The following is a 21,406-nucleotide window of genomic DNA, read 5'->3' as shown; positions in this document are numbered from 1 at the left end:
GTCGGCTAGGACTGCTCCGCCCGGCCGCCGGCCCGCCACGCCACCGCCAGCAGCAGCGTGACGCTGGCCAGCCAGCTCGCCGGCACCGCGAGGGCACCGGGCCAGCGCGGCAGCGGCAGCCCCGGCACGTCCTCGCCGAACACCGGCAGCGCCCATCCGGTCAGCCGCCACACGGCCAGCGCGATGACCAGGCCGAACAGCCCGGCCATGAGCACCAGTGCCGGATAGGTCCACAGCTTCGCCCGCCGGACGGTACGCCGGGAGATGCCCTGCGTCCGCAGCGCCGCCTCGTCGGCGCCACGGCCGCCACGGTCGACGCCGGCGATGAGGCCGAGTCCGCCGGCGGCGAGCAGCACGGCGAGCGCGCCGGCGAGCAGGTGGAACCACATGGCCAGGGCCGGTCCCTGAGCATCGAGGCGGCGCCGGGCGCTCTCGACGCCGATGTCGCCGGTCACGATGAGGCCCTCGCGGGCCAGCCTGGTCAGCACGTCCGGCGGGGCGTCGGCGTTGAGCCACACCTCCGGCCGGGTGGCGCTGCCCGCGTCGGTTGAGACGCGGTCGGCGTACTCCAGGTCGACCAGCGTCCCGCTGGTGCCCAGCCGGGGCAGCGCCTCGGCCCTCCCGACGGCCCGCACCTCGATCGGCCGCCCGTCCAGCCCGGTCACCGGCGCGGGGCCCGGGTCCGTCCCGGCGGGCAGGACCGGCAGCGGGTAGGGGGCGTCGACCGGCTGGAGCCAGACGCCGTCGGGCATCCCGGTCGGCGCGCCGACGCTCAGTCGCAGCCCGGTGGGGCCGGCGGCGAGCGTGCCGCCGGTGGCCCGCCAGCGCGCGGGATCGGCGGAGCCGAGGCCGTGCAGGGTGATGGTGAACGCGAGGCTGGTCGGGGTCGTGCTCTGTGCCCGCAGGTGCAGCGCGACCACGCGGCAGCCGTCGGCACAGACCGGGGTGCGCTGCCGTAACGCCTGCGGGCCCGGCGCGGCGAACTTGAACGGCAGGGTCACACTGCCCCGGCCGGTGCGCGAGGACAGCACCAGCCCGGCCTCCACCGGCACGCTCATGCGCACGTCGGCGACGTCGATGTCGAACGCGACGTCCTGGCCCGCGACCACGACGGGGTCCGGGGCCGCCGGATGCAGCCGTTCGGCCACCTGCCCGGCGCCGAGCTGCCCGTACTGCGGCAGCCAGTCCACGACCCGCTCGAGCCGACCGGCGTCGACGGCGAGCTTGGGCGGCTCTCCCGACTCGCCGGCCGGGATCTGGGCGACGGCCATGGCGAAGTCGCCGTGCGGGTCGACGGCGCGCACCGCGTGCAGCAGGTGCTCGCGGGTGACCGGCACGACCGTCACGACCCGGGGCGCGCCCGTGCCGATCCGGGCGGCCAGCTCCCGGTCCATTGTCGACACGTCGGCGCCGGCCACCGCGTAGCCGAGGACCGCGACGGAGGCGATGAGCAGCAGCACCAGCCGCTGCGGGCCGGGGCGGCGGGCCAGCTGCAGTGCGGCGAGCGCGGCGCTGAGCCGGCCGCGGCGCAGCGCCGCGCGGCCGAGCGCGCCGGCGGCCGGGGCGACCAGCCGGGCGCCGGCGACGGCGAGGACGAGGATCGTCAAGGCCGGCGCGAGCATCGCGACGCCGGTGAGCCGCCCGCCACCGAGGAACAGCTGGGCCAGCGCCGCGGCGGCGAGGACGCCGAGGAGGATCTCGCCGATCGGTACGCGCCGGCCGGGCGCCCGGGAACGGACCCGGCGCAGCAGCTGCGCGACCGGGCTGAACAGGTGCCGGCGTTGGGCGAGCAGCGCGACCAGCACCGCGCCGGCCGCCGTGACGGGCGCGAGCTGCAGCGCGCCGGCGTCGAACAGCGCCACGCCCAGGCCCGGGAACTTCCAGGCGGCGATGGCGCCGACGGCGAGCTGGCCGGCGACGCAGCCGCCGAGCGCGCCGGCGGCGATGGCCGCGACACTCTCCCCGAGGGCCAGCAGCCACCGGTGCCACCAGCCGCCGCCGCGCAACGCGATGACCGCGAGCTCGGGCCGTCGGCCCTCGACGCCGTAGTCGACGGCCAGGTACAGCACGAGATAGGCGAGCAGCAGCAGCGGTACCGCGCCAACCGGCACGGTCTGGCGGGCCAGCGCCCGGCTGCGCTCGACCCGGTCGACGAGGCTCGGGATGTCGGTCCGGACGGCGAACTGCTGGCTCAGCCGCGCCGCGCGCTCCTTGAGCTCGGCGAGCTCGCCCCGCAGCCGGCCCAGCCGCTCGGCATCGAACGTCGCCGGCGCGGCCGTCGCGTCGACCGCCACGGCGGTCTGGTTGCGCTTGATCAGCGCGAAGGTCGCCGCGTCGGCGAACACCGGCTCGCCGGCACGGCCGCTTGCGTCGACCGCGAAGTAGTCGTGCTGTCCCCAGTACTCCTCCTGCGGTTCGGCCGGCCGGTAGACGCCCACGACGGTCAGCGGCGTCGCCGGGCCCAGGGCGACGTAGATCGTCCCGGTCGGCGAGCTGCTCGGCACGGCGAACGCGAGGCCGATCGGGTCACCGGCGCCGAGCCCGAGCCGCTCGGCGGTGTGCTCGCCGAGCACCACCTCGCCGGAGCCGAGCAGGCACCGCCCGGCCAGCAGGGTCAGGTGCGTGCAGACGTCCTGGCGATACGTCACGCGGCTCGTGTCGCGGGGCTCGGGCTCGATGCCGACCGCCGGGAATTCGGCGGAGTATGCCTGGGTGAAGCCGGGCACGGTGAGCAGCGCCCCGGCCACGTCGGTGAAGTCGACCGAGGCCGAGTCGCGGCTGTCCACGATGGCCTCGAGCGCGACGGTGCGCTCGCCCGGCGCGGCCGCGGTCACCTCGCTGCGCACGACGGCGAGGTCGACCACCCGCAGGTACCCGGGCACGGCCACGGTCGCGCCGACCACCACGAGGGTCAGCAGGGCGAGGGTCACCGCCTGGCCGCGCCGGGTGCGCAGCATCGCGAGCACCAGGGAGATCATCGGCCGGCCTCCGCGCGCAGGCGGCGGGCCAGCGGGAGCAGTGCGGCTCCGGACGCCGCGGCGAGGACCGCGACGGCGAGCAGCCCGACCGCGCCGAGCGTGGCCGGGCGCAGCGCCTGCGGCGCCGGCAGCCACGACCAGTCGTCGGCGACGGCGGTCGCGGCGGCGCCGGTGAGCCGGTCGGCGACGACGGCGACGAGCACGCCACCGATCCCGGCCAGCCCCGCGAGGGCCGCCTGCCCACCGGCCTCCACGGCGGCCGGGGCGCGGGCCGGCAGCCCCTGTGCGCGCAGCGCGTGCCACTCCCGCACCCGGGCCCGCTGCTGCACGGTCACCGCCGCAGCGGCGGCCACAGCCGCGAGCAGCAGCCCGGCGCCGGCGGCGAGCAGCTGGAACCCGGCCGCGAGGGCGGCGCCGTGGCGGTCGAGCCGGTCGAGGCGCGCGGTGGCGGTGTCGGAGCCGGAGACGCTCACGCCGGCGGCGGCGAGCTGCTCGGTGAGACGGTCGACGGCCGCCGGCGGTGTGCCGCGGGCGATCCACACCTGCGCTACGCCGATCAGCCCCGCGTCCGGCGCGGCGCGCAGCACGGCGTCGAGGTCGGCGAGCACGCCGGCCGGACCGTAGACGGGCAGCAGCGGCGCGGTCGCGGCCACCCGCACCCGCACGCCGGTGGCGCCGAACAGCGGCAGCGCCGGGTCGCCGGCCAGCCAGGCCTTCGGCGCGGGCCCGGCAAGGATCACCGGGACAGCGGCCGGGGTATCCACGACGTAGGCATGGTTGTCGGCCGGCGCCGCGTCCTCATCCCGCTGCGGGTACCGCAGCGTCAGCGCGCCCGCCCGGGCCCCGACGCCCATCCCGATGCCGGCCGCGGCGCCCCGCCACCGCCGCTGGTCGCCGAGGCTCGCCGCGTCGAGGATCACCGCGTCGGGCCCCTGTTGGCGCAGCGTGCGGACGGTGAGCGCGCTGCCGCCCGGCGGTTTCGCCGGCCGGCCGTCCGTGTCCTGCTCCCCGGCCAGCCGCAGCCCGACGAGCCGGCACCCGGGCGGCGGCTCGCAGCCGCGGACCGGGGCGGACACGTCGTGCTCGCCGGGCGGCACTGGGCCGAGGGCCACGGTCAGGTCGGCGCCCGCGGCGGCGTGCCGCAGGGTCACCAACAGCCGCAGCGGCCGCTCGGAGGCGTTGCCGGCGCGGAGCGCGAGCGCCGAGCCGTTGACCAGCGGCAGTGGGTCGGGTCGCGGCCCGGGCGGCCGCAGCGCGCCCGGCGGCCCGTACTGCGCGCGCCAGTCGGCCACGGCGGCGACCCGGCCCGCGTCGACGGCGAGGACCGGCGGGGACGCCGCAGGGTCAGCCAGCACGGCCATCGCGGTGCGCCCTTCCGGGTCGGCCTGGCGCACCGCGGCCAGCAGCACGGTCGGGTTGGCCGCCCGCACGGTCAGCACCTGCCCGGCGCCGAGCTCGACGCTGACCCGCTCGGCCCGCCGGGCGCGGCCGGCCGCGGCGCCCTCGGCGGCCAGCCCGAGCAGTGCCACCGCGACCGCCATGATCACAAAGATCCGGTCGACGCCCGGCCCGCGGGAGAACCGCAGGGCGCCGAGGGCCAGGCGCACCCGCCCGTACCGCAGCACGCCACCGCCCAGCCGCGCACTGCCGGCGGCGAACAGCCGGGCGAGCACGGTCGCGGCGGCGAGCGCGACAAGCGCCGGCGCCGCCGCACCGACGCCGCCCGGCCCGGAGGCGCGCACCTGGTACAGCGCCGCCGCGGCCACGGCCAGCACGACCACATCCACCGCGACCCGCCGCCCGCTCCCGCGCGGCGGCACCCGCCGCAGCAGCGCCGCGACCGGGGCGCGCAGGGCGGGCGCCTCTCCCAGCGCCAGCACCACGACGCCGGCGGCGAGGGCGCCAGCGACGGCCACCGCGGTGAGCCACGCGATCGCCGCGCCGTCGGCCGCGAGCACCCCGGCGCCGGCCGCGGCCCGGGCTCCGGCGATGCCGAGCGGCACCCCGGCGGGCACGGCGATGAGCATCGGCAGCAGGTGCTGCCCGACGATCAGCCGTGCGGTCCGCCACCGGGTCGCGCCGCGCAGCTTGAGCAGCGCCACGTCGTGGCGCCGGTCCTGCGCGGTGTGCCGCCCGACGACGGCCAGTGCCAGCCAGCACAGCGCGAGCGCCTGCACCCACCCGGCGAACAGCCCTCGCCGGATCGCGCCCCGGTCGGCGTCGACCGCCCGCAGCAGTTCCTCGCTCGGCGGCACGAGGTCGAACCCCTTGTCGCGCAGGGTTGTCCGCGTCGTCGCCAGCCGCTCGGCGACCGCACCGGCGCTGAGCCCGCCGACGAGCCACGACGGCAGCGGCGCGGTGTAGACGGCGGTCGGCTCGTCCAGGTGTGCATCGGCGAACGTCGCGAGATCGACGAACACCGGGTCGAGCGACTCCTCGCCGGCCGCGATCCGCCCGGGGGAGAACATCGGCTCCGCCCAGTATTCGCCGGAGTCCCCGGCGCGCTCGTAGACGCCGGTGACGCGCAGGGCCACCTCCAGCCCCGCCTCGGTGCGCAGCGTGAGCGGGTCGCCCTCGTGGACGCCGAGCATGTTCGCCGCGTGCCGGCTGACCACCGCCTCACCCGCCGCGTCCGGGCACGCGCCCGTGACGCGCATGTGGGCGCACGCGTCGTCGCGGTAGGCGACCGGCGCGGTCCGCGTGGAGCCGGTGATACTGATGAGCGTCCGGGTCAGCCCGAGCACGGGCCGCGCGCCACCCGGTGGCAAGATCGCTTCGACGGTACGCCGGAACTCGGCCAACGCCCCCTCGGGATCCCCGACGGCCGGCGCCCCGCGGTGCACGGTGAGCAGCCGCTGGGCCGGCGCCGCGGTGTCGATGTCGGCCGCGGCCGATCGGGCCATGGCCGCGGCGGCGAACTGCGGCCCGGCGGTGGCGATCGCGCAGAGCAACGCCCCGAGCGCGAACACGGCGGCCGCTTGGGCCGGCCGCCGCCGCAATGCACCGAGTATGAGCTGGAGCATGCCGCCTCCATCGCCTGCCGTCGATCACCGGACACGCGGGCGGCGGCCACCTGCCGGCCCCGTCCCGACCGCACGACCATCGATGGCCGAGCCCTCGTATGTCAAGACCCAACGGGCAGGCTCGGTCCGCAATCACGACATCGATTTAACATATGAATTCTATCGGCGAAGTAGGATATGTTCATGGTCGTACTGTCGCGAGCCTCATCACGCCCGCAACGGCGCCGCGCGGTCAGCGTCGGATCGCTCCTGCGTGTCGTCCTGGAGCACGGCCCGCTGCCCCGCAGCACGATGGCGCGGCTCACGGGCCTGTCGCCGGCGTCGGTGACCGGCCACACCGCCGAGCTGCTGTCGCTCGGCCTGCTGACCGAGCTGCCCGAGGCCACGGCCACCAACGGGATGGGGCGGCCGTTCCTTCCCGTCGACCTGGACACCTCGGTGGGCATCGTCGCCGGCATCCACTACGCCATCCCGCACGCCACCGTCGCGCTGCTCGACATCCGTGGGCGCGTGCTGGTCGAGCGCATGATCCCGCACGGCGACGCCGGATCGGACCGCATCATCGAGCGCAGCGCCGACGCGCTGGCACGCCTGCTGTGCGAGCATCCGCACGGCGACCGGCTGCTGGGCATCGGGATCGCGACCGGCGGCTGGGTCGACCGCGACCACGGCACGATCGTCGAGCACCCGATGCTCGGCTGGCGCCAGGTTCCCCTCGGCGCCATCTTCGCCCGCCGGTTCGGGGTGCCGGCGCTGGTCGACTCGCACTCCCGGGCGCTGGTGCGCGCCGAGCAGCTGTTCGGCCATCCCCGTTCGCGTGAGAGTGTGCTCGGGGTGTTCATCGGCAACGTCGTCGACGCCGCCTTCGCGCTCGGCGAGCAGGTCCACCACGGGCCCCGCTTCCAGGCCGGCAGCATCGCGCACCTGCCCGTCGCCGGCAGCACCGAGCCGTGCTCGTGCGGCCGCGTCGGTTGCCTGCAGGCGACGGTGTCGGAGCGTCGCCTGGTGCACCACGCGCATCAGGCGGGGCTGATCGCCGAGCGCTCGGTCTTCGAGCTCGTCGACGTCGCGGTCGCGGGCGACCCGGCCGCCCGCGAGCTCTTCCGCTGGCGGGCCGAGGTGGTCGGACGGGCCATCGCGCCGATCGCGGACCTGTTGAATCCGGAGTTGGTACTGCTGGTCGAGCCCGGCCTGGCCCGGCTGCCCGACTGCCTGGCGACCCTGCGCGAGCAGGTCGCCAGGCACAGCGCGACGGTCACCGACCCCGACCGGACCGTGCTGATGTCGAGCTTCATGCACGCGCCGCTGGCGATGGCCGGCGGCGCGGTCATGCTCGACGCCCTCTATGCCGATCCGTTCACCGTGATGGCCTTCGAGGAGGCGTCCTGACCGGGCGGCTCAGGTGGCGCGGGCCGAGGCCTCGTACCGGTTCGCCGGGCGGGCCAGCCCGTAGTGCTCGCGCAGCGTGGTGCTCTCGTACTCGGTGCGGAACAGGCCGCGCTCGCGCAGGATCGGCACGACCTGGTCGACGAAGTCCTCCAGCCCCGACGGCAGGGCCGCGCCCATCACGTTGAAGCCGTCGGCCGCGCCGTTGTCGAACCACTCCTGCAGCACGTCGGCGGTCTGCTCCGGGGTACCGATGAATGTCCAGTGACCGCGGCCGCCGCCCAGCCGCCCGATGAGCTGGCGCACGGTCAGTCGTTCGCGCCGCGCCAGGTTCACGATCAGGCTGGACCGGCTCTGCGCGCCCTCGATCGAGGCGCTGTCCGGGATGTCGTCCGGCAGTTGCTCGTCCAGGACCAGCCGGGCGACCGGCACCTCCAGAATCTCCGAGAGCTGCCCGAGCCCGAACTCCGGCACGATCAGGTCCTCGAGCTCCTGGGCCTTGCGCTGCGCCTCCGCCTCGGTCGAGCCGAGGATCGGCACGATGCCCGGCAGGATCTTGACCGCGGCCGGGTCCCGGCCCAGCGCGGCCGCCCGCGCCTTGAGGTCCGCGTAGAACTGCTGGGCGTCGGCGATCGTCTGCTGCGCGGTGAAGACCGCGTCGGCGTAGCGGGCGGCGAAGTCCTTGCCGTCGTGCGAGGAGCCGGCCTGCACGAGCAGCGGGTGGCCCTGCGGCGGGCGCGGCACGTTCAGCGCGCCCTCGACCCTGTAGTAGTCGCCGCGGTGGCCGATGGCGTGCACCTTGGCCGGGTCGACGTAGCGGCCGCGGGCCTTGTCGGCCAGCCGGGCGTCGTCGTCCCAGGAGTCCCACAGCTTGCGGGAGACCTCCACGAACTCGGTCGCCCGGCGGTAGCGGTCGAGGTGGTCCGGGCGGTCGCCGAGGCCGAAGTTGCGCGCGGCGTCGCGCCCGGCCGTGGTGACGATGTTCCAGCCCGCGCGGCCGCCGCTGACGTGGTCCAGGGAGGCGAAGCGGCGAGCCAGGTTGTACGGCTCGTTGTACGTCGTCGAGGCGGTGGCGATCAGCCCGATCCGGCGCGTCGCGGCCGCGAGGATCGTCAGCAGGATCGTGGGCTCCAGCTGGCCGGCGGGGCGGAACTCGATGCCCTGCCACAGCGCGGGGCCGTCGGCCAGGAACAGCGAGTCGAGCTTGCCGCGCTCGGCGATCCGGGCCAGGTTGATCCAGTGCTGGACGTCGACGTCGGCGTAGGGGTCGCTCTCGGGCAGCCGCCACGCCGCCTCGTGATGCCCCGAGCTCATCAGGAACGCGTTGAGATGCAGTTTCCGCTCGGTCACGCTCGCCACCTCAGGACCTTCGACTCGATGAACAGCAGCAGGTAGTTGAACGCGACGCCGATGATCGACACGGTGAGGATGCCGGCGTACATCTCGGGGATCTGGAAGTTGAACTGCGCGGAAATGATCATGTAGCCGAGGCCGGCCTTCGCGCCCACGTACTCGGTGGTGATCAGCACGAGCATGGAGCCCGCGCCGGCGAGCCGGATACCGGTGAAGATCGTCGGCAGCGCCGCCGGGACGATCACCTTGACGAAGAGCTTGATGTGCGGCAGCCCGAGCGAGCGGGCCGACTTGATCAGCAGCGGGTCGACGTCGCGGGCGCCGCTGATCGTGTTGTACAGCACCGGCCAGAAGCAGGCGTAGGCGATGATCGCGATCTTCGACGTGTCGCCGATGCCGAGGATCAGGGTGAAGACGGGCAGCAGGGCCACCGCCGCGGTGTTGAGGAAGATGGCCAGCAGCGGAGAGAGGACCCCGGCCACCGCGCGGTACCAGGCGATGAGCAGCCCCAGCGGTACCGCGATCGAGATGGCGATCACGAAGCCGGTCAGCGAGCGGTGCAGGCTGGCCCAGATGTTGGTCCACAGGTCGCCGCCGACCGCGAGCCCCCACCAGGTGTCCAGCACCTCGCTCAGCGGCGACAGGAACGCCCGGTCGACCCAGCCGACCGTCGGCGCGATCTGCCACAGCGCGAGGAAGGCGGCGATGGCGACGATCCGCCGCACGCCGGAGCCGAGCAGCCGGCCCGCCCGCCGCAGCGGCGCGCGCCCCGGCACCGGGAGCTCGGGGCCGCCGCCGGCCGGCGTCCCCGCGCGGCCGGCCGGCTGGTCGATGACCGCGATCGTGGTCTCAGACACTGGCGGTCACCGCCTTGCCCGCCACGTAGCCCGAACCCTGCGTTTCGAAGGCCTTGCGCACCTCGTCGTGCAGCAGCTCCCAGATCTCGCGGCGGTAGCGGACGAACTCCGGCGTCGAGCGGGGGTCGCCGCCGCCGCTGTCCGGCAGCTCGATGTCCACGATGCGCTTGATCCGTCCCGGCCGCGCGGTCATCACCGCGACCCGCTGGCCCAGGTACACCGCCTCTTCGATGCTGTGCGTGATGAACAGCACCGTGGTGCCGGTGCGCCGCCAGATCGACAGCAGGTCCTCCTGCAGCGCCTCCCGCGTCTGCGCGTCCAGCGCCGCGTAGGGCTCGTCCATCAGCAGGACCTCGGGCTCGTACGCCAGGCTGCGGGCGATGGCCACCCGTTGGCGCATGCCGCCGGAGAGCTCGTGCGGGTACCGGTCGGCGAAGGCCGTCAGCCCGACGAGCGCCAGCATCTCCCGGGCCCGCTCGGCCCGCCGCCGGCGGGGCACGCCCTTGACCTCGAGGCCGAACTCGATGTTGGCCTGCGCGGTCCGCCACGGGAACAGGGCGTACTGCTGGAAGACCACGCCGCGGTCCAGGCCGGGGCCGGTGACGGGCCGCCCGCCGATGGTCAGCTCGCCGGAGGTCGGGCTGGTCAGCCCGGCGATAAGGTCCAGCAGCGTGGACTTGCCGCACCCGCTCGGCCCGACCAGCGCGAGGAACTGCCCGGCGGTGATGTCGAGGCTGATGTTCTCCAAGGCCGTCAGCGCGCCCGAGTTGCGGGCGGGGAACGTCTTGGTGATGTTCCTGATCCTGATCTCGGTGTGGTCGGCCATCACCCGCTCACCCCTTCGCCCCGGCCGGTAGCGCCGGCGAGGTCGCGTTCGGGTTGAACTCGTTGGTGTAGAGGTCCGACGACTTCGGGGCCTGCTTCACCGACCCGGTGGTGAGCAGCCAGTCCTGCCACAGCGCGAAGTCGCCGTCGACGATGTAGCCGTGGTTGGACGGCACGCCGACGCTCTGCCAGTACTTCAGCGTCGCCGTCGTCTCGTTGGGCCGGGCCCGCCCCTCGAGGATCTTCGTGAACGTGGCGATGACCTCGTCGCGCGGCGTCGCGCGCTCCCACTCGATCGCCTTGCCGACGCCGTCGACGAAGGCGCGTACCGCCGCCGGGTTCTTCTTGATGAACTCGTTGCGGAACACGTACTGCCCGCCGTTGAACGGCCCGTACAGGTCCACCTGCGTGAACAGCGGCCGCAGCCCGCCGGCCGCCTCGGCCCGCTGCCGGAACTGCCCGGACAGCGCGACGGCGTCGATCTGGCCCTTGCGCAGCGCGTCCTCGGCGTTGGGCGGCGGCAGCGTCACCAGCTCGACCTTCTTGGCGTCCGCCGGGGACAGCCCGGCCTTGTGCAGCACGTTGAAGATGTCCGCCTCGTTCTGCCCGCCGAGCGTGTTCACGCCGACCTTCTTGCCGATCAGGTCCTTGACGTCCTTCAACGGGCTGCCGGCCAGCACGTAGTAGGCGGTGAACTCCTTGTTGTCGCTGCCGTAGTAGTTGATCACCGCCTTGATGCCGGCGCCGGAGCTGACGAGCTTCTCCACGGCGCCGCCGAACGCGCCCCCGAACTCGGTCTCGCCGGTGGCCGCGGACTGGATGTCCTGGGGCCCGCTGATGGTGTTGCCGACCCACTTGAGCTTCACCTTGCCGCCGAAGTAGCCGAGGTGCTCGGCCACCTCCGGCAGCGTGACCTGGTTGGCCCAGCCCTGGTACCGCAGGGTGGTGACGCCCGAGGCATCGGGCTCGCTGCCGCTGGCCTCGGCCGAGCCGCACGCCGACAGCGCGGCCGCCGCCACGACGGCGAGGATCGCCAGCGCCCCGGCCGCGGGCCGGCCCCGTTCGTTTCGCAGACTCATCTTCTGTGTCCTGTTCGTGCCGGCCGTCACGCGACGGCCGGGAGAGAGATGGCCGGCGTGTAGTGCGAAGCGTCGCCGGAAATGGAGTAGCTCGCCTTGCCGTGTACGCCGACCGGGATTTCACCGGCGACCGTGACACGATTCAGGCGGCGCGGAAGATCGTCGTAGTTGTCGATCGCATAATGCTGCGTGATGCGGTTGTCGAAGATGACGAGTTCACGCAGCGACCACCGCCACCGCAGCACGTTCTCGGGTCGCGTGACATACGACTGCAGCAGCCGGAGAATGTCGCGCGACTCGGCGCTGGAGAGCCCGACGATCCGGCTGGTGAAACCGCCGATGAACAGCCCCCGCTCGCCGGTGAGCGGGTGCACGCGCACGACGGGGTGCACCGTCTCGTAGCCGATGGAGGTGAACTGCGCCCGGCGCTGCCGCGCGCTCTCGTCCAGCGACTCCGGCGCCACGGCGTAGTCGTAGTCGTTGGTGTGCACCGCCCACAGCGTCTCGGCGAACGCGCGCAGCGGCTCCGGGAGGTCCCGGTAGGCCGCGGCCGCGTTGGCGATCAGCGTCTCGCCGCCGTACGGCGGCAGCACGATGCTGCGCAGCGTGCTGACCTGCGGCGGGCTGACCACGAAGGTGACGTCCGTGTGCCAGTGGTTCGCCCGGCCCCGCTCGCTGTCGACCGGCAGCACGTTGGGCGCACCCGGCTCCGAGGGCACCGTCGGATGGGCGGTGGTGAGCTCGCCGAAGTAGCGGGCGAAGCGCTCCTGGCCGGCGTCGTCGAGGTCGACGTCTTTGAACACGAGCGCCTTGTGCTCATTCAGCGCGGTGCGGATCGCGGCGACGGTCTCCCCGTCCAGCTCGTCGCCGATGTTCACGCCGCTGATTTCGGCCCCGATACGGGCGGTGACCTTACGGACGGAAAGTGCGGTGAGGCTGCCTGTTGCCATCGCGATTTCTCCTAGAATCTGCGTTCGGGCACGCGAACGGCATCGTTACGGCGCTCATGCGGCCGTACGATTGTGAAGATGGCGCGGTAAGACCGGAAATCACCGCACCGGAGAAGCAGTGTCGATCAACGACACTGCATGGACACCGACAACATGTTGTCGATGACGCGTCGCCTCGTGAAGGCGATGTGTCGGGGCGAGAAGAGTCGCCCGGGTCCGGTCATGCATCGATCGTCGCCGTGCGTCGATATGCATGTCAACTTTCCACGGAACTAAATTAAGTCGATTTCCCCGGGTTCCCGGCACAGCTGGGCCGGGCGGCTTTGGTCACGCCCGTCCTCCCGTCCTCCCGTCCTCCCGCCCGTCCTCCGGCCCGGCGCCCGGCCCGCGGCGTCCGTCGCGGCGACGTCCCGGTCGCCGGTGTCCGTCAGCGGGAACCGCGTAGGTCTCGCCGAGGGCTCCATGCCCGCCCATCGTTGTCCAATGTAGACGATCCGGGCGTGTCATCCTGCTTTCGCGGCCATTTTCGTTGAGATCGCCTCATGGTGGACTGCCGTTCGGGGCGGCGGGTTCGGTTGGGTTCTGGGATAATTACATCCATGGGGCAGCTGGGATTGTTTTCGAGGACGGAGTTGGCTGCCATGCGCGACCGAACCAGGTCGCGTCGTTATTGTCCGGCGAATGAGCAGTTCCGCCGGGAGCATGCTCGGCATCGGGAATGGGGCCTGGCCAGGCGGCACGCCGAGAAGCTGCGCCGTCTGCGCGGTGACACCCCGCCGGCGGTCATCGACCAGCGTGGCGGATCGGCGCAGGGGCCGGTGCCGCCCTCGCCGCCTCCGCCGGTCACGCCGCCTGACCAGGCACGACCTGACCAGGCGCGACGTTCCGAGAGCAGCCCTGCGGCAAACGACTGCGGTCCCGAGCCGCGTCACGTGGACGGTGACGGGCGGCCCGGCCCTGTCCCGAAGCGTCGTCGCGCATCCACGCTCGTCCGGGGAAAGCCGCACCCGCCACAGCTGCGCCGGCCCGCCGGCCCGGCAACGCCTCGAATGGTCGGCGGCAATATACGGCCACCGGTGTATCGTGGCCGTCTTTCGGCAACGCTGCGCACGGTCGGGCGGCATGTCCGCCGAATGCTCCGCACGGCGGGAACAAGCAATCGCTGTTCCCATGGGCCGCCGGTGTGGATTCCCGATTGATGCTATTTCAGTGAGCATGCCGTCGGGATGCGGCCGCCACGGGCATACCGTCCACGTCGGACAGTGCTGGAAGCTGGGCGAAGCCCTCGACAGATGAGGACTTCGTCCGTGGTGCCTGTCGTGCCGTCCTCTGCCGCGCCGAGGAACTGGTCCACTACGTGTCGCGCCTGCCGGCCACCGAACGCCGCACCCGCCGCGGAACCCGGGCGCTGACCTGCTGCCACCAAGCGCTGCTGGTGCTGGTGTGGTTCCGCAACAACGAGGACAAGTCCCTGCCCGGGAGCCGGGCGGCTCCCGGACCACCGCGTACCGGGATGTTGCCGAGGGGATCGAAGCGCTAGCCGCGATACCCGACTGGCCCCGGACAACCCATGGGTCATGCTGTATGTGGAGCGCTGGCTCGAGGCGCCGATGCGGATGCCCGACGGAACCCTGACCCACCGGACGAAGGGAACGCCGCAGGCCGGTCCGATCTCCCCGTTGATCGCTAACGTCTTCCTGCACTACGGCTTCGACACCTGGATGAGCCGGGAGCTTCCCGGGATCGGGTTCGAGCGGTTCGCGGATGATGTGGTGGTCCACTGCGTGACCGAACGCCAAGCGCACCGGGTGCGCCAGGTGATCGGTTGTCGGTTCGCGGGCATCGGGTTGCGGTTGCACCCGGACAAGACGCGCATTGTGTATTGCAAGGACGATCGGCGTCGCTTGGACTACGACCAGGTGACGTTCACGTTCTGTGGGTACGCGTTTGGTCCCCGGAAGGCATGGGACAAGAGTCGTGGGAAGGCCCGGACCGGGTTTCTGCCCGCGGCGGCCCCGGGGAAGCTGACGGATATGAGCCGTAAGGTCGCGTCCTGACGGCTGCATCGACGCACGACCGGCAACCTCGCTGACCTTGCAGAGGAGATCAATCCGGCCCTGCGGGGCTGATGCGTTGGGCGAGGTGGAAGTACAAGCGACTCAGACGCAGCGAAGCCCGAGCGCGGGCCTGGCTACAGGGCGTCCGGCAACGGTCGCCTGGCCTGTTCGCGCACTGGGCGCTGCGGGATTCCCCCCGGGTCCCCGGCACTGAAGCGGCGACCGGTCAGGCGGCCGCCGGCAACTGGGCTTCAAGCGGACGGAGGTCGTTGTTTTGGATCATGACGGACTTCGTTCACCGGGTATTCGGTCGGCACTACGAGACTCCCTAGTAGAACGTGCTGGCCGAGGAGTCGAGGTGAGGTCCTTGAAGGACGAGAAGATCGAAGAAGCTGAGCGCTCGAGGCTCTCGCGCCGCCAGTTGGTGAAGTACGCCGGTGTTGGAGCGACCCTGGCGGCGGCGAGCCCGCTGGTCGGTGCGAACGCGGCATGGGCGCAGGACAACGGCCCGGAGGCGGGCAACCGCGGTGGTGGTGGCGGCAGCCGGGTGTGGCGGGCCGGTGACCACCACATCCACTCGGAGTACAGCGGCGACTACGACACGAAGACGAACCCGCCGAAGTTCACCAAGGGTGCCGACGCGGTGTACCCGATCGTCACCAACGCGATCATGGCAAAGAACTTCGGCCTGACGTGGGCGATGTGCACGGACCACGGTGGACCGACGCACTCGAAGGTGAACCTGGAGCAGGCGTACCCCGACCTGCTGCTGTCCCGCCGGCTCGTGCCCGAGGTGCTGCAGTTCTGGGGCATGGAGTTCGACGCGCCGGCGATGGACCACCACACGCTGATGATCCCGCGTCACGACGACGAGGCGAAGATGCTCTACGACCTGGAGAGCAAGTTCGCCAAGAATGACCCGTTCCCGGCGGACCCGAGCCGGAACACCGAGGCGAAGATGGTCGAGTTCCTCAGCTACGCCAAGGGTCTGCGACAGAAGCCCCTGGTGATCGCGCACCACGCCTCCCGGTCGGCCACCGGCTTGGGCGTGTGGGGTCAGGACACCCCGCACGAGTTCCGCAACGGCAACAACGTCGCACCCGACATCTACGTCGGCTTCGAGGGCTCTCCCGGTCACCAGGCCGCTCCGCTCAACGGCGGTGCGCGTGGCGCCTACGGCAACTACCCGACGCACGGCGGCTACGACCAGATGACCGCCCGCGTCGGCGGCCTGTGGGACTCGCTGCTCGGCGAGGGACGCCGGTGGTGGATCACCGCCACCTCCGACTCGCACGTGCACTGGACCCGCGGTGGCGCCGACTTCTGGCCCGGGGAGTACAGCAAGACCTACGTGCTCGCCCGGCAGGACTACGGCGACATCATGGACGGCCTGCGCAACGGCCGGATCTGGGTCACCACCGGTGACCTGATCACCAGCCTCGACCTCACCGCCAGCGGCCAGGGCAAGAACGCCGCGATGGGTGAGACCATCGTGCTGAGCCGGCGTAACCGCTCCGACGTGGAGATCGAGATCAAGTTCCGTCCGCTGGACGGCACGAACCACCACGGGGACCGGCCGCAGGTCCGCCGCGTCGACCTGATCGTCGGCCAGGTCACCGGCCCGTCCGCCAACCTCGACGCCGACACCAACCCCACCACCAAGGTGGTCGCCCGGTTCGGCCCCCGCGACTGGCGCAAGCAGGGCAAGGACTACGTCATCAAGCACACCCTGCGCAACGTCGAGACCGACGTGTACGCCCGCGTCCGCGGCACCAGCACCGACGAGGCCGAGCCACTCGCCGACGGCAAGGAATCGCCGTGGGACGACCTGTGGTTCTACTCGAACCCGGTCTTCGTCCAGTTCCGCTGACGCCGGCGAGCAACTCGGCGAGACGTCCTGGCCGAACCCTGGTGGCTCGGGGACACGGCCGGGCACGGCGGCGCCCAGCATGATGGTCCTCAGCCTCCTGGGCGCCGCCACCCTCACCGCACAGAAGGGCCGCGCGAGACACACGGGGCGCAGGTCATCGACGACGGTGTCCTCCTACGTATCGTAGGAGACGCACTTGTGTGCGCTGGGGGCAGTGCGTAAGGTCTGCTACGGCCGGGCTCCGGCGCCGATCACCTCCGGTCGGTGCGGATGTCCGGCGTCGCCGAGTCGATGCCGAGCCGGGGACCCATCGCGACCTCCCGGGGTTCTGAGCGATCCGCGGTCGGGCGAGCTTCCCGCCCGAAACCCGTCAGCTCACGCGGCAGGCGGCCGACGGAAGAAGGAGCCTGCCCGCACGTGCCGTCCTGCCGTGTCCACGCCGCGCACAACACAGTAATCCCCAGACGGCTGTCCAGCCGGGTGCTGTCGCGTTCCGTCGTCGCGCTCATCGCCGCGGTCGCGGTGTTGTTGGCCGGCACCGGGGCGGCGCGGGCCGAACCGACGCCGGCGGAGCTGGAAAAGCAGATCGACGACATGTGGAACCAGCTCGAGCCCACCATCGAGCAGTACAACCAGGTCCACGCCCAGCTCAAGGACAACCGGGCCAAGGCCGAGGCGCTGCAGCAGCAGCTGCAACCTCTGCAGGCGCAGGTCGACGCGGCGATGGACAAGGTCAGCGACATCGCGGTCCGCCAGTACAAGACCGGCCGGGTCACCACCCTGCAGGTGCTGCTGGCCGGCACCACCCCGACCGACATGCTCGACCAGCTCGCGACGGTCAACGCGATCGCCCGCTACGAACGCGCCCAGATCCAGGGCGTCGCCGAGACCCGGGACAAGCTCGCCGGTGACAAGCAGGCCCTGGATACGCTCATCGCCGAGCAGACCAAACAGGACGCCGAACTCGCGGCGAAGAAGACCCAGATCGAGGGCAAGATCGCCGAGCTGCAGAGGCTGCGCCAGCAGGTGTACGGCAGTAGCGGCGCCACCGGCACCCTGAAGCCCGTCGCCTGCCCTGTCGAATACCTCGGCGGCCCCGGCGGTACCGCGGCGAAGAAGGCCTGCGAGCTCATCGGCAAGCCTTACATCTGGGGTGCGTCCGGCCCGAGAGGCTACGACTGTTCCGGCCTGACCCTCACCGCCTGGGCCGCCGCGGGGGTCACGCTGCGCCACTACACCAAGTGGCAGTGGGATGACACCAAGGCCGTCTCCCGCGCCGACCTGCGCCCCGGCGACCTGGTGTTCTTCTTCAGCGACCTGCACCACGTGGGCCTCTACGTCGGCGGCGGCTGGATGGTGCATGCCCCCACCACCGGCGACCACGTGCGCATGGCCAAACTCGATGGTCGGCCCATCACCGGCTACCGCCGACCCGGCTGACCCGCTCGCGGGGCAAGGGGTATGGATCGACGGGCGAGAAAAGCGGTGTGCCTCACAGGAACCTTTGCCCTGCGTCTGGTGACTATGCAGCGTAGTAGCTTGGTCGAATGGCGAGGAAGGCGGCGAGGTTGGCTGCGCAACTGTGGGGACGAATCGTCCGGAGTACCTTGATCGCCATTGTGGTGGCTGTCGCCGCCGGTGTGGCCCAGATCGTCGCGATCGCGCCGGCCGGCGCGCACACCGCGCTGCACAGCGGTACGCCGGCAGCGGGATCACCGACAGTAGTCGCGGCGGCGCTGCGGTTCGAGGCGACAGGTGTGGTGGCCTCGCTGCTGCCCGTCGTCCTGATGGTCGTCGCGATCGGCGTGGCCGCGGCATTGGCGTTCTGGCCCAGGCGCGGACGAGGCGAGCATGGACCGGCCGAGCCGCCGCCGACCGGCACCGGTGAGCGTGCGGACGCCCTGGACAACCGAGCCTGACCGGAGACGTTCGCGTCGCCGGTCAGCACGGTCGTCGCCGACGTCCCGGGGGCAGGCACCACCCACCGCGCGTCAGTCAGGCCGTGTCGCCTCGTCACCGTCAGGCAGGCGCGAGGTCTCCGGTATCTGGTGCCTCTCGGCCGATGCCAGACGCCGGAGACCTCGATCGTTGTCTTCAGCCGAACAGCCGATCGCCGTACTTGACGACGATGGCCAGCACCAGGACCAGCATCCAGATCACCACGACCATGAGGTCGAGGTTGGCGCGGATCATCGTGGACAGCGCGGCCTGGACGCGGGGCGGGAGGAACAGGTTGCGGTCGCGGATGTTGACGTGGGTGAGGGTGGAGAACACCAGCGTGGTGGACACGGTCACCAGCAGGCACCACGGGCACAATGCCCCGATGTGGAACATCGACTGATAGAGCAGCCAGTACGCGAAGACCAACCCGACGGTGTAGACGACCTGGGCGGCGAACATGAACCCGCGCGGGAAGCGCACGCCGGCCAGGCTCGCCACCGCCAGTGTGATCACCACCGGTTCGGCGATCAACCCGAGAAAGGCGTTCGGGAACCCGAACAGGTGTGACTGCCAGGCGCTCCCGACCGTCCCGCAGCTGATCACCGAGTTGATGTTGCACGACAGGTTCGCGTTCGGGTCGGCGGCGAGCGTGACCGCCTCGACCGACAGCACGAACGACGCGAGCAGGCTCAAACACGACGAGACCAGCATCGTGGTGAAGAGCCAGGCGTTGGCGTGCCGGATCCGGTGCAGCCGGCCCAGCAGGCCAGCCACTACTTCGCCCCTCCGGCCGCCTGTTCGATGGCCTCGGTCAGCGGGCCCGCGGTGTAGAGGTTGCCTGCGAAGACCTTGCCGTTGATCTTCACGGTGGGGGTGCCTTCGATGCCCGCCTTGAACGCATCGTCGTTGGACTTGGCCGCCCACGCCTTGAAGATGCCCGCGTCGAAGGCGTCCGCCACCTCCTGCGTCACGCCGGCCTCGACCGCCAGCGCCACGATCCGCTGGTCAGACAGTCCTGGGGTGCCTTCCTGCGGCTGGTTGGCGTACAGCGCCTTGCTCAACGCCCATACCGACCCCGGCGCCCGGTCGGCGACCGTGGCCAGCGCGTTGGCCGCCCGGGTGGAGTACCTGGTGCCTTGTGAGGTCTTGTCCAGGAACGTCATCGGCCGCAGCTCCAGCTTGACCGTTCCGGCTTGGATCAGCCGGTCCAGCTCACCGGCATTGGCCTGTTCGAACCGTCCGCAAGCCGGGCACATGAAATCCAGGTAGATCTCCAGGGTCACCGGCGCGGTGGCCGAACCGACCGGGATCGCCCCGCTCGCGGTGAGGTTCGCTGGTGTGACCAGCTTTCCGCTGGGGCCGGCGTCCTTGCTCGCCGAGGTGAACACCACCGCGATGATGGCGACCAGCAGGCCGGCGATGACGACCCCACCGGCGCCGACGGCCACTCGGATCCGGTTCCTGCGCCGCTGCTCGGCGCGTTCCTGCGCCAGGCGGACCTCGTGGGCCCGGATGCGCGCTTGCTTGCTCATCGTGTTGTCTCGTTTCTCGCGTCACCGCACCGATGGCGCCGCAGACGCGGGCGCCAGCGCGTCCGGGCCGGCTGCCGTAGCGACCGATGCCGGCCGGCCACACGCCGCCCGGATAGCCGGCGGCATCGCGCTGGCAGCACCGCGACCGTGCCGCGGCGGTGCCGGTGTTGACAGGGTTGGGTTGTTCAGGAGCCGGACTTCACCCAGTGCTGACCCGGCGACCGTCGCGGGCACGCCACCGTTCGCCGCGGCCGCTGCCAGGCCCGAGGGGGCAGCACCGAGGACGGTGACGGGACGGATCAGCTCGCCGTCCGTACGGGGGGTCCACGCCTGCACACCGGGGACCGGTCCAGCTGCCACGCCCGCAGCACCAGCTCTGCCGGCCAGCGGGGAGCAGCGGGCTGTCGCCGCCCGTCAGCGACGGCGCGAACCGCCGGCGGCCGTGGCCACAGCCGTCCGACCACGGCGGACGCCCGGGCCAGCAACACCCGCAGCGCGGCCCACACCCCGAGCGCGCCCAGGACCGTGGCCAGGTTGGTCAGTAGCGTCGGTACGGCCACCATCAACACCAGCCCGGCCGCATGCCCCGGTCCGGCGCTCAGCGCGAGCTGGCCCTCGGCACAGCCGGGATGCTCCCGGAGCACCTCCAGGTGTACTCCGAGCCAGGCCAGCGGCTCGTTCGGCGACACGCAGCGCCGCACCGCCACCAGCGGCGCCCGGTGCGCCACCATCCAGGCAGCAGAGCCCAGCACCGCCACCATGCCGACGGCCAGTGCGGCGACCGGCCACCGCCCTGTGCCGCCTGCCGTGCCAGCCATGCACGCCTCTCCGCTCTGCCCGATGCGATCCGTGCACCGAGGCTAACCCGTCAGCCGGCGAACGACCCGGGCCATGCACCCTGAATCGACAGGACCTGCGACCCGCATTGATGTCGCGTGTTGACCGTACGCAGCCCGGTGGCGCGGTCGGCTCCGCCCGGCCGCTGGGGATCTATCTGCCCCGATGCCACCTCACCGGCTGCCAGCGCGGGGCCGGTGTGGCCGTATGCTGTGTGCCGTGACACGCCTGGCCACCGGCACCACGACCGCAGTCGCATGGCTGCGGCGTCCGGTGTGGCCGTTGGCGGTCTTCGCGGCGATCCTCGTAGCGCTGGCGCTCACCGTGGCCCCCGCCTGCGATGGCATGCCGATCACCCAGGCGGGTGCGATGGCGACCAGCATGCCGATGGACGCACCGCACCACACGCCGGGCGATTCCGCCGGGGGAGAGGTGGCTGACGGAGCACCGGTGCCCGTCATACCGTGCCCGATGCTCGCGGCGGGCGCACCGTCCAGTCATATGCGCTCCTGTCAGCCGGCGCCGACCGCCGCCGCCAACCTCGCCGTGGTCGCGCCGATGGCTGGCGACGTCGGCGGATACCCGGTGCCGATCGCGGCCGTGTCGCACGCCGGTGTGCCGCTGCTGCCGCATGCGGCGTCCCTGCACGAACTCAGCCAGTTGCGCCTATAGGGAGACCCCACCTCCGAAGTGATCTTGCTCGGAGGTGTCTCGTCAC

Annotated in this window: 16 protein-coding genes, 1 pseudogene and 1 riboswitch; of the genes and pseudogenes, 7 read left to right on the top strand and 10 right to left on the bottom strand. The window is 72.2% G+C overall.

The window, feature by feature from the left end:
- Positions 1 to 5: 5 nt before the first annotated feature.
- The gene (locus tag AB0367_RS04175) at positions 6 to 2,978 is read right to left on the bottom strand and encodes a hypothetical protein (protein WP_366224696.1); all 2,973 of its coding nucleotides are present in this window, start codon (positions 2,976 to 2,978) and stop codon (positions 6 to 8) included.
- Complete coding sequence (locus AB0367_RS04170) at positions 2,975 to 6,001, bottom strand: FtsX-like permease family protein (protein WP_366224695.1); 3,027 nt, start codon at positions 5,999 to 6,001, stop codon at positions 2,975 to 2,977. Before AB0367_RS04170 ends, AB0367_RS04175 begins: the two co-directional genes overlap by 4 nt.
- A 183-nt stretch (positions 6,002 to 6,184) precedes the next feature.
- On the opposite strand from AB0367_RS04170, the gene AB0367_RS04165 reads away from it, so the two are divergent.
- Positions 6,185 to 7,390 (top strand): ROK family protein, encoded by a 1,206-nt coding sequence (locus AB0367_RS04165; protein WP_366224694.1) that lies wholly within the window; start codon positions 6,185 to 6,187, stop codon positions 7,388 to 7,390.
- A 9-nt stretch (positions 7,391 to 7,399) separates the two neighbouring features.
- On the opposite strand, the gene AB0367_RS04160 is transcribed toward AB0367_RS04165, so the two are convergent.
- The 5 genes from AB0367_RS04160 to AB0367_RS04140 are packed head-to-tail and all read right to left on the bottom strand — an operon-like array spanning position 7,400 to position 12,451.
- On the bottom strand, positions 7,400 to 8,737 hold the full coding sequence (locus AB0367_RS04160; protein ID WP_366224693.1) for an LLM class flavin-dependent oxidoreductase: 1,338 nt from the start codon (positions 8,735 to 8,737) through the stop codon (positions 7,400 to 7,402).
- Positions 8,734 to 9,597, bottom strand: coding sequence for an ABC transporter permease (locus AB0367_RS04155; protein WP_366224692.1), 864 nt, complete (start codon positions 9,595 to 9,597; stop codon positions 8,734 to 8,736). Before AB0367_RS04155 ends, AB0367_RS04160 begins: the two co-directional genes overlap by 4 nt.
- Positions 9,590 to 10,423: an ABC transporter ATP-binding protein gene (locus AB0367_RS04150; protein WP_366224691.1), complete on the bottom strand. Its 834-nt coding sequence runs from the start codon at positions 10,421 to 10,423 to the stop codon at positions 9,590 to 9,592. The genes AB0367_RS04155 and AB0367_RS04150 overlap by 8 nt, the downstream gene beginning before the upstream one ends.
- Before the next feature lie 7 nt (positions 10,424 to 10,430).
- On the bottom strand, positions 10,431 to 11,501 hold the full coding sequence (locus tag AB0367_RS04145; protein WP_366224690.1) for an ABC transporter substrate-binding protein: 1,071 nt from the start codon (positions 11,499 to 11,501) through the stop codon (positions 10,431 to 10,433).
- Between the two features lie 26 nt (positions 11,502 to 11,527).
- A complete protein-coding gene (locus AB0367_RS04140) occupies positions 11,528 to 12,451 on the bottom strand; it encodes a TauD/TfdA family dioxygenase (protein ID WP_366224689.1) in 924 nt (307 codons plus the stop codon).
- 1,348 nt (positions 12,452 to 13,799) lie between these two features.
- On the opposite strand from AB0367_RS04140, the pseudogene AB0367_RS04135 reads away from it, so the two are divergent.
- The 5 genes and pseudogenes from AB0367_RS04135 to AB0367_RS04115 form a co-directional block, all read left to right on the top strand.
- Positions 13,800 to 13,993 (top strand): annotated as a pseudogene (locus tag AB0367_RS04135) (IS5/IS1182 family transposase); the annotation flags it as partial.
- A 44-nt stretch (positions 13,994 to 14,037) separates the two neighbouring features.
- Positions 14,038 to 14,508: a reverse transcriptase domain-containing protein gene (locus AB0367_RS04130; RefSeq protein WP_366224688.1), complete on the top strand. Its 471-nt coding sequence runs from the start codon at positions 14,038 to 14,040 to the stop codon at positions 14,506 to 14,508.
- 358 nt (positions 14,509 to 14,866) lie between these two features.
- The gene (locus tag AB0367_RS04125) at positions 14,867 to 16,378 is read left to right on the top strand and encodes a phosphoesterase (RefSeq protein WP_366224687.1); all 1,512 of its coding nucleotides are present in this window, start codon (positions 14,867 to 14,869) and stop codon (positions 16,376 to 16,378) included.
- Positions 16,379 to 16,649: 271 nt separating this feature from the next.
- Positions 16,650 to 16,783, top strand: a riboswitch (cyclic di-AMP (ydaO/yuaA leader).
- A gap of 12 nt (positions 16,784 to 16,795) precedes the next feature.
- On the top strand, positions 16,796 to 17,818 hold the full coding sequence (locus AB0367_RS04120; RefSeq protein ID WP_366224686.1) for an NlpC/P60 family protein: 1,023 nt from the start codon (positions 16,796 to 16,798) through the stop codon (positions 17,816 to 17,818).
- 167 nt (positions 17,819 to 17,985) lie between these two features.
- The gene (locus AB0367_RS04115; protein WP_366224685.1) at positions 17,986 to 18,297 is read left to right on the top strand and encodes a hypothetical protein; all 312 of its coding nucleotides are present in this window, start codon (positions 17,986 to 17,988) and stop codon (positions 18,295 to 18,297) included.
- Positions 18,298 to 18,472: 175 nt separating this feature from the next.
- Here the strand turns inward: AB0367_RS04115 and AB0367_RS04110 are convergent, their stop codons facing one another.
- The 3 genes from AB0367_RS04110 to AB0367_RS04100 form a co-directional block, all read right to left on the bottom strand.
- Complete coding sequence (locus AB0367_RS04110; RefSeq protein ID WP_366224684.1) at positions 18,473 to 19,093, bottom strand: vitamin K epoxide reductase family protein; 621 nt, start codon at positions 19,091 to 19,093, stop codon at positions 18,473 to 18,475.
- Positions 19,093 to 19,851, bottom strand: a complete 759-nt coding sequence (locus AB0367_RS04105) for a thioredoxin domain-containing protein (protein WP_366224683.1) — start codon at positions 19,849 to 19,851, stop codon at positions 19,093 to 19,095. The genes AB0367_RS04110 and AB0367_RS04105 overlap by 1 nt, the downstream gene beginning before the upstream one ends.
- Positions 19,852 to 20,150: 299 nt before the next feature.
- Positions 20,151 to 20,669 carry a hypothetical protein gene (locus AB0367_RS04100; protein WP_366224682.1) on the bottom strand — a complete coding sequence of 173 codons (519 nt, stop codon included), beginning with the start codon at positions 20,667 to 20,669 and terminating at the stop codon, positions 20,151 to 20,153.
- 301 nt (positions 20,670 to 20,970) lie between these two features.
- Between AB0367_RS04100 and AB0367_RS04095 the strand changes: the two genes are divergently transcribed.
- Entirely contained in the window at positions 20,971 to 21,360 is a 390-nt protein-coding gene (locus AB0367_RS04095) for a hypothetical protein (RefSeq protein ID WP_366224681.1), read from the top strand.
- Positions 21,361 to 21,406: the final 46 nt, after the last annotated feature.

The sequence above is a fragment of the Dactylosporangium sp. NPDC051484 genome, from assembly GCF_040689395.1.
GTDB lineage: Bacteria > Actinomycetota > Actinomycetes > Mycobacteriales > Micromonosporaceae > Dactylosporangium.
The sequence above is the reverse complement of the archived record's forward strand: the minus strand, read 5'-3'. Positions and strand labels throughout refer to the sequence as shown.

What these genes read in the sequence shown, in the direction of transcription:
- AB0367_RS04140 (WP_366224689.1), bottom strand. Translation starts at nt 12,451, where the DNA reads ATGGCAACAGGCAGCCTCACCGCACTTTCCGTCCGTAAGGTCACCGCC.
- AB0367_RS04165 (WP_366224694.1), top strand. Translation starts at nt 6,185, where the DNA reads ATGGTCGTACTGTCGCGAGCCTCATCACGCCCGCAACGGCGCCGCGCG.
- AB0367_RS04170 (WP_366224695.1), bottom strand. Translation starts at nt 6,001, where the DNA reads ATGCTCCAGCTCATACTCGGTGCATTGCGGCGGCGGCCGGCCCAAGCG.
- AB0367_RS04150 (WP_366224691.1), bottom strand. Translation starts at nt 10,423, where the DNA reads ATGGCCGACCACACCGAGATCAGGATCAGGAACATCACCAAGACGTTC.
- AB0367_RS04100 (WP_366224682.1), bottom strand. Translation starts at nt 20,669, where the DNA reads ATGGCTGGCACGGCAGGCGGCACAGGGCGGTGGCCGGTCGCCGCACTG.
- AB0367_RS04145 (WP_366224690.1), bottom strand. Translation starts at nt 11,501, where the DNA reads ATGAGTCTGCGAAACGAACGGGGCCGGCCCGCGGCCGGGGCGCTGGCG.
- AB0367_RS04105 (WP_366224683.1), bottom strand. Translation starts at nt 19,851, where the DNA reads ATGAGCAAGCAAGCGCGCATCCGGGCCCACGAGGTCCGCCTGGCGCAG.
- AB0367_RS04175 (WP_366224696.1), bottom strand. Translation starts at nt 2,978, where the DNA reads ATGATCTCCCTGGTGCTCGCGATGCTGCGCACCCGGCGCGGCCAGGCG.